The organism is Streptomyces sp. NPDC057253 (assembly GCF_042669125.1).
GTDB lineage: Bacteria > Actinomycetota > Actinomycetes > Streptomycetales > Streptomycetaceae > Streptomyces.
In genome coordinates, this window is record NZ_JBHUXV010000002.1 from 130572 (window position 1) to 144241 (window position 13670).

The following is a 13670-nucleotide window of genomic DNA, read 5'->3' on the forward strand; positions in this document are numbered from 1 at the left end:
CCGCCCTACACCCCCGGTCGCCACCCCAGCGCCGGACCCAGCTTCGTCGCCATGTCCGTCAGGATCTGTACGTAGTCCTCGTGCTCGAAGGTGAACGGCAGGGCGAAGGCCACCTCGTCCACCTCGCGGAACGCGGCGTGCGCGTGGAGGCGTTCGGCGATCTCCTGGGACGTGCCGACGATGTCCGGCGCGAACAGCAGCCGGGCCGGACCCTGGGGCGAGGCGGTGCGAGGGGTGCGCTTCGCCGCGTACTCCTCGTACCTGGCCCGCTGCTGAGGTGAGGCGGAGTCGGTGGGGATGACGACCAGGCCCTGGGAGACACGGGCCTCCTCGCCATCGGGGTGGGCGGCGCGGAAGGCGCGGATGTGCGCGAGCTGGATCTCGGCGAAGTCGTACGGCCCCTCGGGCGCCTCCGCCTTGACGACACTGCTGGTCAGGAAGTTCATGCCGTGCTCCCCGGCCCAGCGCGCCGAACTCAGGCTGCCGCCGCCGTACCAGAGCCGTCGGCCCAGGCCGGGGGAGTGCGGCTGGACGCGGTCCGAGAAGACCTCGAAGCCCTGCACCCCGCTGAAGTCGCTCGCCGGCTTGCCCCGTACCAGGTCGAGCAGGCGCCGCACCCGCTCGTAGGAGAAGTCCTCGGCGTCCGCCGTGTCCGGGTACAGCGCCCCCTTGACCTCGTCGAAGTGCATCGGCGGGCCCACGCTCACGCCCGGGTTGATCCGGCCCCCGGACAGGATGTCCACGGTCGCCAGGTCCTCGGCGAGGCGCAGCGGGTTCTCCCAGCCGAGCGGGGTGACGGCCGTGCCCAGCTCGATGCGGCGGGTGCGCTGGGAGGCCGCCGCCATGACGGCGACGGGCGAGGAGATGCCGTACTGGAGATGGCGGTGGCGCAGCCAGGCGCTGTCGAAGCCGAGCCGCTCACCCAGTTCGATGATCTCCAGTGTCGACTCGTGGCCGCGGCGCGGATCCGCCTCGTCGAACAGTCCGATGGTCAGGAAGCCCAGCTTGCGCAGGGGGCGGGGGGTGGACGGCACGGGCTCCTCCGGGACGCTTGATGAATCAAGTAGTACTGCTGGGGCAACTCCGACGCCGTCCACCGTGTTCCCGTCTCAGCGCAGCGGAATGATCACCTCGTCCTCGACGGGCGGCTCGATCTCCTGGGCGAGGTTGCCGGTGGCCGCGAAGCAGCGCAGGTGCACGGCCTCGGGGGTGACGTCCAGCCGCAGGAAGCACTTGAAGAACGGCGGGCTGTAGGTCGCCGAGCTCGGTGAGAAGAGCTGTGTGTAGATCTTGCGCACCGGGAGCCGGAACCGCGAGGTGCGGTCGGGGCGGCCGCCGGCGCCCAGCAGACTGGCGATGAGCCGGGTGCGGAAGGTGACGCGGGCCGGCTCGCCCGGCAGGCGGGTGGGCGGGATGCCGAGCCGCTCGGCGATCACCGCGGTGGCCTCGGCCTCGGTGAGGGTGAAGAACCGGCGCAGGCGCAGGCGGCGGCCGTAGAGCCTGCTGTAGAAGGCCAGCGAGTCGCCGCGCAGCGGATAGCAGCGGAAGTCCTGCTCGGTGACGTCGGCGATCGACACCCGCGGGATGGTGTGGGTGGCGTGCATGAACGCACCGCCGCCGCCCGAGACGACGTACTGGATGGTCCGCCCGTCCACGTCGACCGGGTAGCGCTGGTAGTTGTGGATGTCGCCGCCTATCGCCGCGACGAAGTGGTGCTCCGGGGCGCGCACGATCTCGTCGACCGTGCCGCCGCCCTCGATGGCGCAGGGGTGGTGCTCGCCGTCCACGTACAGGGGCGAGCCCGTGATGAGGATCTTCGGGCGGGGGCCCTGGGAGACCTCGCGCAGCCACGCGCCCTGTTCGGCGTCGAGGGTGCCGAGCAGGCCGGTGTCGATGCCGATGATGCGCAGCTGTCCCGCGTCGACGGCCCAGTACGGGCCCGGCTGGACGGCCTGTTGGACCGGCTTCGCGCGCAACCGGCGTGCCTCGTCGAGGCGTTGGCCGTCTTTCGCGCGCGGTCGGTGCCAGAGCAGGGAGCGCAGCCGGGCGCGGGTCAGGGGACTTGGCGCGGGCTCGGGATCGAGGGGCGGGGCGTCGTCGCAGAAGACGCGCATGAAGGCGCCGAGGTCCTCGTACCAGTCGTGGTTGCCGGGTATCGCGTAGATGGGCGCCGGATAGTCCTGGTAGGGGCGGAAGAACTTGGTGCCGTAGTCGTCCGCACTGCCCACGGGGTAGATCACGTCACTGGCGACGACCGCGAACCGGGTGTCCTGACTGACCTTCAGAAACCCTGGGACGACGGCGTACTGGGGATCGTCGCCCTCTCCGGTGTCGCCGATGACCATGAACGAGAAGCGCTCGGGGTCCTCGCGGCGGATCACCTTGTCGGCGGGTGCCCCGGCCGCCGCCCGCTGGGCCACCCAGCGGTTTCGGGTACGGCCCGTGGGGTCCCCGAGCCAGGAGGCGACCACGCCGTTGCGGGCCGCCCACAGCGTCCTCGGGTTCAGCCAGGAGATCTTCTCGACCTTGGGCGGCATCAGCCGCTTGTACTCGCCGAGTTGGGCAGAGCCCCAGCCGGCGCCTTCGGCGGTATCGCGTGAGGAGTCAGACACCGGTGCACCGTAACAACGATCTAGAACCGGCCCGACGGGGGAGTCACCTTCGCGGGCCGCGGGGTACGGCCCAGTTCGGATCCTGCGGTGCGCGGGCCTGGACCACCCGGTGCTCCTGGACCTCCTGCCTGTCCTGGTTCTCGAAGAGCGAGTCGGACTGCGGGGAGGTGTGCGCGGCCGAGGCGGACGCGCGGTTCCAGTCGCCGTCGCCGAGCACCAGGAGCGGGTCGAACATGACCACGACTCCCGCCAGCAGCAGGAAGATCGCCGGTCCCAGCAGCATGGGCAGCAGCAGCGAGGTGGGTGAGTCGCCCGCCCACGGTCCGCCGGTCCTGCCGTGCACATGGACGCTGACCGCGGACATGCCCGTGTAGTGCATCCCCGTCACCGCGACACCCATGATCAGGCTGGCCCCGAGACTCGTCAGGAAGCCCCGGATGGTGACGGCGGCCCACAGGGCGGCGGTCGCGGCGACGATCGCGATGACCACGGAGAGCGCGACGATCGCGGGGGCGTAGTGGATCGTCCCGTTGAGGTGCAGCGCCGCCATGCCGAGGTAGTGCATGGCCGCCACGCCGAGCCCGGTGATCACGCCCGCGAAGGACAGGTTCCGGGTGCTGGCGCCCCCGTAGCCGACGATGAAGACGCCGATGCCCACGACGACGATCGCCACGGCGAGACTGAGCACCGTGAGTCCGACGTCGTAGCGGATCCGGGTCTCCACCACCTGGAAACCGATCATGGCGATGAAGTGCATCGTCCAGATGCCGCAGCCGATGGAGGCGGCGCCGAGCGCCAGCCAGCCGGGCTTCCACGACTGGTCGCTGAGCAGCGTCCGCACGATGCAGCGCAGCCCCAGGGCCCCACCCAGGCACGCCATCAGATACGCGGCGACCGGAGTCACCGCGCCGTAGCGGAAGCCGTCGACCGTACCTTCCATGAGCCAACTCCCCCCAGAGTCTTGGCTGGTTGTGGAGGAAGGGTGACGGCTGGGGATCGCGTTAATCAAGACATTACCGTGGGTAAGCGAAGAACTCCCTGGGAGTGACGTTGAACTTTAGTCACACGGCGACGAGTTTCGGCCAAGCGGGCTCATGGGGCTCGCGGATGTGCCAGAGTTGACCGATCTTCAGCATTTCCGTGTTCCCGGGCGCCCGGTTCCGATCAGGAAAAGCGGTTGTCGGTCCGTCGTGTGTCGGGGACGATCTCGGCCCGTGACGACACGCACCGAACCTCCCGCCCGTCCGCTCGCCCTGATCACCGGTGTGGGTCGCACCGTCGGCATCGGCGCCGCCATCGCGCGGCAGCTGGCGGCCTCCGGGTGGGACATCGCCTTCACCTACTGGCACGCCTACGACGCCCGCATGAGCTGGGGCACCGAACCCGGCGCGACCGAGGTGATCGAAGGGCTGCTGGCCGAGCGGGGTGCCGCGACCGCCGGGATCGAGGCGGACCTCGCCGATCCCGACACCCCGGCCCGGGTCTTCGACGAGGCGGAGCGCCGGCTCGGCCCGGTCACCGCACTGGTCATGAGCCACTGCGAATCCGCGGACTCCGGTCTGCTCGACACCACCGTCGAGAGCTTCGACCGGCACTTCGCCGTCAACACCCGGGCGACCTGGCTGCTGATCCGGGAGTTCGGCCGCCGCTTCACCGCACCGCCGGGCACCGGCCGGATCATCAGCCTCACCAGCGACCACACCGTGGGCAACCTGCCCTACGGGGCGAGCAAGGGCGCGATGGACCGCATCACCCTGGCGGCCGCCCATGAACTCGCCCACCTGGGCGTGACCGCCAACGCCGTCAACCCCGGTCCCGTCGACACGGGTTGGATGTCCGAGGAGATCCGGGCGCACTGCCTCGCGGCCACCCCGCTCGGCCGCCTGGGCACTCCGCAGGACACCGCGCACCTGGTGGACTTCCTGTGCTCACCTCGGGGGCAGTGGGTCAACGGCCAGCTGCTCCACAGCAACGGGGGCATGGCGTAAGGGGAGTTGTACCGCTGTATCCCGCCTCACGTGAAGAACTCGCCGAGCAGGGGCAGCAGCAGGGACGTCCGCCGCATCAGGGCCATGTGCGTGGTGGCGGGGAGGACGGCCAGCTGTGCCTCGGGGATCAGCCGGTGCATCTCCGCCGCGTGCTCCACGCGTACGAAGTCGCTGTCGCCGACGAGCAGCAGTGTGGGCGCCCGCAGCCCGCGCAGGTCGTCGGCGGTCCAGGGCAGCGGGGCCTGCGCCGCCGCGGAGACCTTGGCGAGGAAGTCCTGGAAGTGCCCGGGATCCGGGGCGACGGCCGCGTAGGCGTCGGCCATCTCCTGGAAGTCCGCCTGGCTGGGCAGCCGGGGCGAGCTGTAGTCCGGGACGCGGACCTCCTCGTGGACACCTTCCTGCGTGTACATGGCGGCCGCGAGCGCGAGCCGCCCCACGCGCTCGGGATGCCGGACGGCGATCTCCAGCGCGACCAGCCCGCCCAGGCTGAACCCGAAGAAGTCGGCCTGCCGCACACCGAGTTCGTCGAGCAGCGCGACCACGTCGGTGGCCAGGTTCGCCACGGTCAGGTCACGGTCGATGTCGGCGGTGCGGCCGTGCCCCTGAAGCTCGGGAGCCACCACCCGCCGGCCGGCGGCCAGCTCGGACAGCACACCCGAGAAGGTCAGGTCCACGGTGAGAACCCCACCGTGGAGCAGCACGAGGGGACGGCTCTCCCCGCGGTCGGCGCCATGGACCTCGTAGTACATCTCCAGCCCGTTGACCTTGGCGTAGGCAGAGCTGCTCGGCATCGTCATCACGTCCGTTCTGGGGAGTCGTATGTGAGGAGGACCGGGGCGGGGCGGGAAAGTCATCGCGGGGACCCGGCGGAAGGCTCGGTGAACCTGCCCTAGAGCGCCACCACCCGACCGCTGCGGCCTTGAAGCCGGACCGAGGCCACCGTCGCGCACACCGCCGCCGTGCCGAACAGCGTGCCGCAGGCCACCGCCGCGGTGTGGGTGTCGCCCGCGAGAGCGGCTCGCAGACCGTGCGCGGCCCAGTAGCCGGGGGAGACCGGCGCGACGTCCGCGACCCAGGCCGGCAGGACGGCGAGCGGGACGAGCGCGCCGCCGACGCTGCTGAGGAGCATGCCGCCGATGTCGTAGGCGGCGGAGAGCTCACCCATCGACCGGACCAGCACACCGAGCAGTGCCCCGAGGCCGAGCAGTGTGCAGCTCCAGCTGAGCAGGACGCCGAGCAGCAGGAAGGGGTGCGGGACGCGCAGCCCGAACGCGCACACCCCGAAGCCGACGATCAGCAGTTGCTGGGCGAGCAGCGCGGTGAGGACGGGTGCGGCCTTGCTCAGGAGCAGCTCCGCCGGGTGCAGGGGGGTGCCGCGCAGTCGGTCCCAGGTGCGGCCGAGGCGTTCGGAGAGGATCGCGTTGCCCGAGATGCTGAGCGCGAGCAGCGAGAAGGTGACCAGGGTGCCGACGACCGCCTGTTCGGTACCGGCCGCCCGGCCCTGCGCGGAGAGGTAGAGCGGGCGCAGCAGGGTCATGAAGACCAGCGGCAGGATCATCCGGCTCAGCAGGGGGCCGGGTTCGCGCAGCATCAGCAGCGTGTTGTGGCGTATCAGGACGCTCAGGCGGGTCATGGACTCATGCGGCGGCATCGCGGGGTTCCGTCCTCTCGGGCGCCGTGGCCTGCGACGCCGTGGCTTCCGACACTGTTGCTTCCAGGGAGTGGTAGAGGTCGTCCAGGCCGGGTCGGTGGATGTCGACCGAGACGGGTGTGCGGCCGGAGGCGAGCAGGGTCGCCAGGTCGGCGCCGGGATCCGCGCTCGGCATGCGGACCTCGGGTTCGGCCGGATCGGCGAAGGTGACCCTGAGCTCTCCGGGAAGATGCCGGGTGAGCTCCTCCTGAGTGCCGCGCGCGATGACCCGGCCGGCCCGTGCGAGCGCCAACGTGGCGTCCAGGTCGACGAGTTCGGGGAGGTAGTGGGTCGTGTAGACGACGGCGGCACCGGCTTCGGCGCGAGCCTTCACGGCGGCCAGCAGGGCCGAGCGGGTCTCCGGATCGGCGCCGGCCGTCGGCTCGTCGAGCAGCAGCAGGGGTGGTGAGCCGACCATCGCGGTGGCCGCCTGGACCCGGCGCCGCTGCCCACCGGACAGGACGCCCACGGGCCGGTCCGCCACCGCCGACAGCTGAAGTTCCTCCAGGACCCGTGTGATCCCGGCCTCCCGGCGCCGGGCGCGGAGCCCGGCCAGCCCGGCGAACAGCCGCAGGTTGTCCCGCACGGTGGCACTGCCGTACAGGGCGAGCTCCTGCGGAGCCACCCCGACGAGCCGCCGTGCGGCCCGGCCCTCGCTCAGTGCGTCGTACGGCCCGACGCGGACGCGGCCCGCGTCGGGCCGCACCAGGCCGGTGACGATCTCCACGAAGGTCGACTTGCCGGCGCCGTTGTGGCCGATCAGGCCGACGATCTCGCCCGGCTCGACGGTCAGGTCGAAACCGTCGAGCGCGCGATGACGGCCGTAGGACTTCACGAGGCCGTGTGTGACGAGCATCCGCCCTCCCCATGTCTACGGTGTATACGTCTACACTGTAGACCCATGAGTGGCAGACGGGAAGAGATCCTGGACGCGGCCCTGGCCATCGCCGACGAGCGGGGCCTGGAGGCGGTGTCGATGCGTGCGCTCGCCGAGCGGGTCGGCGTCACGCCGATGGCGCTGTACCGGCACGTCAAGGACAAGGCGGCGCTGCTGGACGGCATGGTCGGACGCCTGCTCTCCGCGCTCCTTCCGACGGACGCGGCGCCCGGGGCTCGGGAGCGGGCCTGGGACGAACGGCTCGACGCCCTCGCCCATGCCTGCCGGGAAGTGACCCAGCGTCATCCCTGGGCGGCGCACCTGCTCTTCTCCCGCCCCGCCGTCACACCGGATGCCGTGCGCGCGGTGGACATCATCTACCTCGCCCTCATCGAAGCCGGGGTCCCGGAGCCGCAGGTGCCCCGACTGGAGCGACTGATCAGCACCTTCGTCATCGGCTTCGCCACCTCGGAGGCCTCCGGCCGCTTCACCCCCGGCGCCCTCGACCCGCGCGGCCGCCGCGGACAGCTCCCGGACAGTGAACTCCCGGGCCACAGCCGACTCGGCCCTTGGCTGGACCTGCCGGTCGACCTCACGGCCGAGTTCGAGGCGGACCTGGCGGACATCCGGCGGCTGGTGCTGGGGGCTGCGCGGGGAGAGGCGTGAGGGGGGACGGGATGGTGAGGGGGCGAGTGGCCGTGTCAGCAACCGGAGTGGAGCCGGCCGGCGGGTCGGGCGTGCTGGTCGGTGTGATCGGGCCGTTGGCGCGGCCCGGCTGGGTCGAGGCGGGGCAACACCTGCTGGCCGGGATCGAGGTGGGCGTCGGTGAGGTGAATGTCGGCGGTGGGGTCGATGGTAGGGCCCTTGAGCTGGTGGTCCGGGACACCGCGGCGGATCCGCGGCGGGCCGAGGCCGCCGTCGACGAGTTGGCCGGGCTGGGCGTGGTCGCCCTCGCCGGGGAGTACCACAGCGTCGTCGCTCGCGCCGCCGCGGCCCGCGCCGACGCGCTCGGTCTGCCGTACCTGTGCTCGTCCGCGGTCCTCGACGCGCTCACCGAGCGGCCGACGGACCGGGTCGCGCGGCTGTCGCCGCCGCAGTCCCGCGGCTGGCGCGTCTACGCGGACTTCCTTCTCGACGCGGGGCACACGCGTATCGCCGTCGCGACCCAGCCGAGTGTGTACTGGGCGTCCGGAGTGCGCATTCTGCGGGACCACCTCAGCGCGCGCGGCGGAAGCGTCGTCGAACTCGACGTGCGGGAACATTCCCCGACCGCCCTGTGCGACGCGCTCGTCGAGCATCGCGCGACGGCTCTCCTCCTCCTGGTCGGCTCCCCGGACCCCGCGGTGCCGATCGTCCGTGCCGTCCGCCGCGACCGGCGTCTCGCCGAGATCCTGATGGGCGCTCCGGCCGGCCAGCCGGAGTTCCCCTCATGGGGGACGCTGCTGGGCGGCGACGGTACCGGGATTCCCTTCCTGCGCTATCTGCCGCAGAAACTCGGCCCACTTGGCGTACGGGTCGAGGCGGCCCTGCGCGAGCGGCTGGGCCAGCCCCCTTCGTTCGTCGCGTACGAGGGCTACGACACGGTCGCCGTCCTCGCTGACGTGCTGCGAAGGCACGGCACGGACCGGACGCGGATCGCCGGGTCCTGGCCGGGCGTGGCCGTCGAGGGCACCCGGGGCCGGATCGAGTTCGGACGTACGCCCGGGAGCAACGTCTGGCAGTGGGCCGGGGCACCGATCCAGGTCGTGGACCGGGACCCGGCCCACCCGGACCGCTTCCGTGTCCTCCACGCCGACTGAGGGCGCACGAGGCGTCGAACTCGGTGGGGGCAGCGCGCTCGCCTTGGTACGGTGCGCCTGTTGCAGCCGCCTGGACGATCAGGCCGAAGCTCACGGGGAGGGCCGGGGGATCATGCAGGTCTCGGACGTTCCGCGGGCCGTGGCCGCGGCCAGGGCGACCGCCACCGCACTGGGCCTCACGGCCGACGACGCGATCGTTCTCCATGACTCGAACAAGCTCACTCTGCGTCTGCTGCCCTGTGACGTCCTGGCCCGGGTGGCGCCGGTGGCGGATCAGGTCGCACAGCTCGAGGTCGAACTCGCTCAGCGGCTCGCCGAGGTGGGATGCCCGGTGGCCGCGCTCGACCCTCGGGTGGAACCGGGCGTCCATGAGCGCGACGGCTTCGTGATCACCCTGTGGACCCACTACGACCCCGTGACGCCTCCGGAGATCCCGCCCGCCGACTACGCCCACGCGCTGACGCGTCTGCACGCCGGCATGCGTGAACTCGCCGTCCCGACCCCGCACTTCACGGACCGAGTCGAGCAGGCTCAGCGACTCCTGGCGGACCGTGAGCGCACGCCCGCCCTCGCCGACGCGGACCGGGAACTGCTCGGCGACACCTTGCGAAGCCTGCGGCGAGCGATCGGCGAACGCGACGCCGCCGACCAGTTGCTGCACGGCGAACCGCACCCGGGAAACCTCCTCCCCACCCAGTACGGGCCGCTCTTCATCGACCTGGAGACCTGCTGCCGCGGCCCCGTCGAGTTCGACCTCGCCCACGCGCCCGACGAAGTCGCCGGGCACTACCCGGGCGTCGACCAGGGCCTGCTGCACGACTGCCGGCTCCTCGTCCTCGCGATGATCACCACCTGGCGCTGGGACCGGCACGACCGACTCCCCAACGGCCCTCGCCTGCGCGCCGAATGGCTCGACCGGATCCGGGCGGCGCGCGTCTAGCCTCCGCTGCGTGGGACACCGTACGGAGGGTCTGCCGGGCGTGGTGGTCGACCGGCCGCCCGGTGTGGCTGACCGATGATTTTCGCGCCCCGTGCTGGTCTGTACGTCCAAGAGCGACGCACGGGAGGCCGACGCCATGCGGAAACTGACCTTCGCCATGAACATCAGCGTGGACGGCTACACCGCCGCGCCCGGCGACGACCTCGGCTGGAGCGTGCCGAGCGACGAGCTGTTCCAGTGGTGGTCAGACCGGGTGGACCAGACGGGCCTGGCGCTGTACGGGCGCAGGCTGTGGGACGGGATGAGCTCCCACTGGCCGACCGCCGACAAGGAGCCGGGTGCCACCCCGGCGACGATCGAGTACGCCCGCCGCTGGCGGGACATGCCGAAGGTGGTGTTCTCCGCCACGCCCCGCTCGGTCGACTGGAACACCCGTCTGGTCACCGGCGACGCGGTCACCGAGATCACCCGGCTCAAGGCCGACGACGGTGCCCCCATGGAGATCGGCGGTGCCACCCTCGCCTCGGCCGCCATGCGGGCCGGGCTGATCGACGAGTACGTGCTCGTCACCCATCCGGTCCTGGTGGGTGGCGGCACGCCGTTCTTCACCGCCCTGGACCACTGGGTGAATCTCAGCCTGGTGGAGACGCGGACGTTGTCGGGCGGCGTGACCGTGACGAAGTACGAGACCAGGCACTGAGCGCCTTTAATCGAACTTGCGTTTTATTTATGGGGCCGGTGGTAGGACACCGTCATGCCCCTCACCACCCTCCCCGAACAACTCGTCCGCACCCTCCGCTTCACCCGTGGCGTGCCCGGGCGGTTCGTCGTCTCCGGCGGTGGCGAGACCGTGCTGTTCCTGCGTGGTCGCACCGGTGACGACCCGGTGACCTGTCTGTGGGCGCTGGACGTCCCTTCCGGGAGGGAGCGGTTGCTGGCCGATCCCGTACGGCTGCTCGGGGCCGGGCAGTTCGAGCGGAGGGGGCGGGTGGGCGGCATCGAGGCGTACGCCGCCGACGCGGCGGCCGGGGTCATCGCCTTCGCCCTCGGCGGTGGGCTGTGGAAGGTGGACTCGGGCAAGGGGGAGCCACGGCGGCTGCCCGTGGTCGGACCGGTCACGGACCCTCGTCCCGACCCCACCGGCCGCCGCATCGCCTACCTCTCGCACGGCGCCCTGCGGGTGATCGAGGCGGAGGGCGCGGGGGACCGACCGCTGGCCCGACCACCCACCTTCGACGTCGAGTTCGGGGTCGCCGCCCACACCGCCGCCACGTCCCTCGACGACGCCCGAGGGTACTGGTGGTCGCCGGACGGAAGCCGGCTGCTGTTCGCGCGGACGGACTGCGCGGCGGTCCAACCCTGGCCGACAGCCGATCCGGCCGACGGAGGCGACCTGACCGACCTGGGCACCCCTCCCGACCGGCCCGACCGGCCCGACCGGCCCGACCGGGTCGGCGCGGGCGACGCGGCCCGCGAAGTCCGCCGCACCGCCCTCGCCGGCACCCCCAACCCCGACGTGACGCTGTGGCTCACCGGGCCCACCGGGCTCGACAGCCCTCCCGTGCAGGTGAGTTGGGACCGGCTCGCCCATGAGTACGTCGTGGGCGCCGGATGGGACGCGCACGGACCGTGGGTCCTGGTGCAGTCCCGTGACCAGTGCACCGTCCGCCTCCTCGGCATCGACCCCGGCGACGGCCGGACAGCCGTCCTGGACGAGCAGCGCGACGCACACTGGGTGCACCTCGTCCCCGGACTGCCCGCCCGTACGGCCTCCAGCGCCCTTCTCACCCACCACGACACGAGCGGCACCCGCCACCTCGCCCGGAACGGAACACCCGTCACGCCCAAGGGACTTCAGCTGCGAGCTGTGCTCGACATCGACGGCGAGGACGTCCTGTTCACCGCCTCCGACGACCCCACCGAGACCCACCTGTGGAGCCACAGCCCCAAGTCGGGCCTACGGCAAGTGAGTTCCGGACCCGGTGTGCACTCCGGCGCCCGACGCGGCGGCACCCTGGTCCGTATCACCCGGGACGCCGAACGGCCCGGCGGGCGCGCCGAGGTGCTGCGCATGGGCCGACCGGCCGTCACCGTCCTGTCGTACGCCGAACGCCCGGTGCTGGACATCCACGCCGAGCAACTCGTCCTGGGGCCACAGGCGTTGCGCGCCCGCCTCCATCTGCCGTCCTGGTACCGCAGGGGCAGTGGCCCGCTGCCGGTGCTCGTCGACTCGTACGGCGGGGCGGCGCTCCAGCGCGTCACCGCGGAGCTGGACTGGCGGGTCCTGCTCTCGCAGTGGTTCGCCGAGCAGGGATTCGCCGTGCTCACCACCGACGGCCGCGGTACGCCCGGCCGCGGGCCCGCCTGGGAACGCGAGGTGTACGGCGACCTGTTCGGCCCCGTCCTCGACGACCAGGTCACCGCCCTGCACGACGCCGCCCGCCGGTGTCCCCAACTCGACCTCGGCCGGGTCGCCTTCCGGGGCTGGTCCTTCGGCGGTGCGCTCGCCGCACTGGCCGTGCTGCGCCGCCCCGATGTCTTCCACGCCGCCGTGGCCGGCGCGGGCGTCGCCGACCAGCGGCTCTACCACGCGCACTGGCGCGAACGGTTCCTCGGCCATCCCGACGCCCACCCGGAGCGGTACGACGCCTGCGACCTGCTCCGCGAGGCACCGCGGCTGACCCGGCCGCTGCTGCTCGTCCACGGGCTCGCCGACACCAACGTCCCGCCGGCCAACACCCTGCGCCTCTCCGCGGCGCTCAAGGCCGCCGGACGCCCGCACGAACTCCTGCTCCTGCCCGGCATCGGTCATCAGCCGATCGGCACGACGGTCACCCGACAGTTCCTGGAGCGGCAAGTGAGCTTCCTGCGGCGCCACTTGGGCATCGAGCCGGCCACGCCCCGCTCCGACGCCGGGACGCCGCGCCCGTCCTAGAACGTGCGCTTGAGCAGGTCGAGCAGTGCGGCCCAGTGCCGCTCGTCGCCCTCAGGGTGGTACGCGGCGGTGTCGGCCTGGGTGAACCCGTGCGGGGCGCCCTCGTAGACCTCGCAGCGGTGCCGTACACCGGCCTCGGTCAGCGCGGCTTCGAGGCGCTCGATCTGCTCGGGCGGCAGCGAGTGGTCGTTGTCGGCGTGGCCGAAGTACAGCTCGGCGGTGATGTGCTCGGCCACCAGGTGCGGGCTGTCCGGGGTGTCCGTGGCCAGGCGCGCACCGTGGAAGCCGGCCGCCGCGGCTACCCGGTCCGGGTAGGTGCCCGCGGTGAGCAGGGACAGCCGCGCGCCCATGCAGTAACCGGTGACGGCGACCGGGCCCTCGGCGACCTCGGGCCGCTCGGCCAGCCAGCGCAGATACGCCCCGGCGTCCCGCATCGCGAGCTCGGGCGTCAGCGCCTGCATGACCGGACCGATCCTCTCGAAGATCTCCGGCCGCGCGCCGGGGTCGATGAACTCGGGCAGCTCGAAGACCGGGGTGCGTCCGTGCCGGTAGAAGACGTTGGGCACGAGGACCGTGTAGCCGGCCTCGGCGAGCCGGTCGGCCATCGACCTCAGCTGGGGGCGCAGCCCGAAGGCGTCCTGGAAGAACAGGACGGCGGGCCGGGACGCCCCGTCGGCCGGGTGGGCCAGATAGGCGTCGGCGATGCCGTCCTCGGTGGGGATGTCGACGTCGGTTCCCTGAACGGAGGTCATGGGAGGTGCCTCTCTGCGCATACGACGGCGAGCGGGTCGCCGGCCCGGCGGAACCGGGGCCGGGCACATGGTTGCAC

Annotated in this window: 13 protein-coding genes; 6 read left to right on the forward strand and 7 right to left on the reverse strand. The window is 72.0% G+C overall.

Annotated features, from left to right (window positions below):
- Nucleotides 1–5: 5 nt before the first annotated feature.
- The 3 genes from ACFULQ_RS01700 to ACFULQ_RS01710 form a co-directional block, all read right to left on the reverse strand.
- Nucleotides 6–1034, reverse strand: a complete 1029-nt coding sequence (locus ACFULQ_RS01700; protein WP_383536615.1) for an LLM class flavin-dependent oxidoreductase — start codon at nucleotides 1032–1034, stop codon at nucleotides 6–8.
- 75 nt (nucleotides 1035–1109) lie between these two features.
- A complete protein-coding gene (locus ACFULQ_RS01705) occupies nucleotides 1110–2612 on the reverse strand; it encodes a metallophosphoesterase family protein (RefSeq protein ID WP_383536618.1) in 1503 nt (500 codons plus the stop codon).
- Nucleotides 2613–2655: 43 nt separating this feature from the next.
- The gene (locus tag ACFULQ_RS01710; RefSeq protein WP_383536621.1) at nucleotides 2656–3552 is read right to left on the reverse strand and encodes an MHYT domain-containing protein; all 897 of its coding nucleotides are present in this window, start codon (nucleotides 3550–3552) and stop codon (nucleotides 2656–2658) included.
- Between the two features lie 274 nt (nucleotides 3553–3826).
- Here ACFULQ_RS01710 and ACFULQ_RS01715 point away from each other — a divergent pair, with 274 nt between their 5' ends.
- Nucleotides 3827–4600 carry an SDR family oxidoreductase gene (locus ACFULQ_RS01715; RefSeq protein WP_383536624.1) on the forward strand — a complete coding sequence of 258 codons (774 nt, stop codon included), beginning with the start codon at nucleotides 3827–3829 and terminating at the stop codon, nucleotides 4598–4600.
- A gap of 26 nt (nucleotides 4601–4626) precedes the next feature.
- Here the strand turns inward: ACFULQ_RS01715 and ACFULQ_RS01720 are convergent, their stop codons facing one another.
- The 3 genes from ACFULQ_RS01720 to ACFULQ_RS01730 all read right to left on the reverse strand — a co-directional run bounded on the left by ACFULQ_RS01720 (nucleotide 4627) and on the right by ACFULQ_RS01730 (nucleotide 7146).
- Complete coding sequence (locus ACFULQ_RS01720; protein WP_383536627.1) at nucleotides 4627–5391, reverse strand: alpha/beta fold hydrolase; 765 nt, start codon at nucleotides 5389–5391, stop codon at nucleotides 4627–4629.
- A 98-nt stretch (nucleotides 5392–5489) separates the two neighbouring features.
- A complete protein-coding gene (locus ACFULQ_RS01725) occupies nucleotides 5490–6233 on the reverse strand; it encodes an ABC transporter permease (RefSeq protein WP_383536630.1) in 744 nt (247 codons plus the stop codon).
- A 4-nt stretch (nucleotides 6234–6237) separates the two neighbouring features.
- Nucleotides 6238–7146, reverse strand: a complete 909-nt coding sequence (locus ACFULQ_RS01730; protein ID WP_383536633.1) for an ABC transporter ATP-binding protein — start codon at nucleotides 7144–7146, stop codon at nucleotides 6238–6240.
- Nucleotides 7147–7191: 45 nt separating this feature from the next.
- Here ACFULQ_RS01730 and ACFULQ_RS01735 point away from each other — a divergent pair, with 45 nt between their 5' ends.
- The 5 genes from ACFULQ_RS01735 to ACFULQ_RS01755 all read left to right on the forward strand — a co-directional run bounded on the left by ACFULQ_RS01735 (nucleotide 7192) and on the right by ACFULQ_RS01755 (nucleotide 12841).
- Nucleotides 7192–7833: a TetR/AcrR family transcriptional regulator gene (locus ACFULQ_RS01735; RefSeq protein WP_383536636.1), complete on the forward strand. Its 642-nt coding sequence runs from the start codon at nucleotides 7192–7194 to the stop codon at nucleotides 7831–7833.
- Nucleotides 7834–7865: 32 nt separating this feature from the next.
- Nucleotides 7866–8966, forward strand: a complete 1101-nt coding sequence (locus ACFULQ_RS01740; protein ID WP_383536639.1) for an ABC transporter substrate-binding protein — start codon at nucleotides 7866–7868, stop codon at nucleotides 8964–8966.
- A gap of 112 nt (nucleotides 8967–9078) precedes the next feature.
- On the forward strand, nucleotides 9079–9906 hold the full coding sequence (locus tag ACFULQ_RS01745; protein WP_383536641.1) for a phosphotransferase: 828 nt from the start codon (nucleotides 9079–9081) through the stop codon (nucleotides 9904–9906).
- A gap of 136 nt (nucleotides 9907–10042) precedes the next feature.
- Nucleotides 10043–10606 carry a dihydrofolate reductase family protein gene (locus tag ACFULQ_RS01750; RefSeq protein ID WP_383536644.1) on the forward strand — a complete coding sequence of 188 codons (564 nt, stop codon included), beginning with the start codon at nucleotides 10043–10045 and terminating at the stop codon, nucleotides 10604–10606.
- 54 nt (nucleotides 10607–10660) lie between these two features.
- The gene (locus tag ACFULQ_RS01755; protein ID WP_383536647.1) at nucleotides 10661–12841 is read left to right on the forward strand and encodes a prolyl oligopeptidase family serine peptidase; all 2181 of its coding nucleotides are present in this window, start codon (nucleotides 10661–10663) and stop codon (nucleotides 12839–12841) included.
- On the opposite strand, the gene ACFULQ_RS01760 is transcribed toward ACFULQ_RS01755, so the two are convergent.
- Nucleotides 12838–13593 (reverse strand): dienelactone hydrolase family protein, encoded by a 756-nt coding sequence (locus ACFULQ_RS01760; RefSeq protein ID WP_383536650.1) that lies wholly within the window; start codon nucleotides 13591–13593, stop codon nucleotides 12838–12840. The two genes, ACFULQ_RS01755 and ACFULQ_RS01760, sit on opposite strands and share 4 nt — an antisense overlap.
- Nucleotides 13594–13670: the final 77 nt, after the last annotated feature.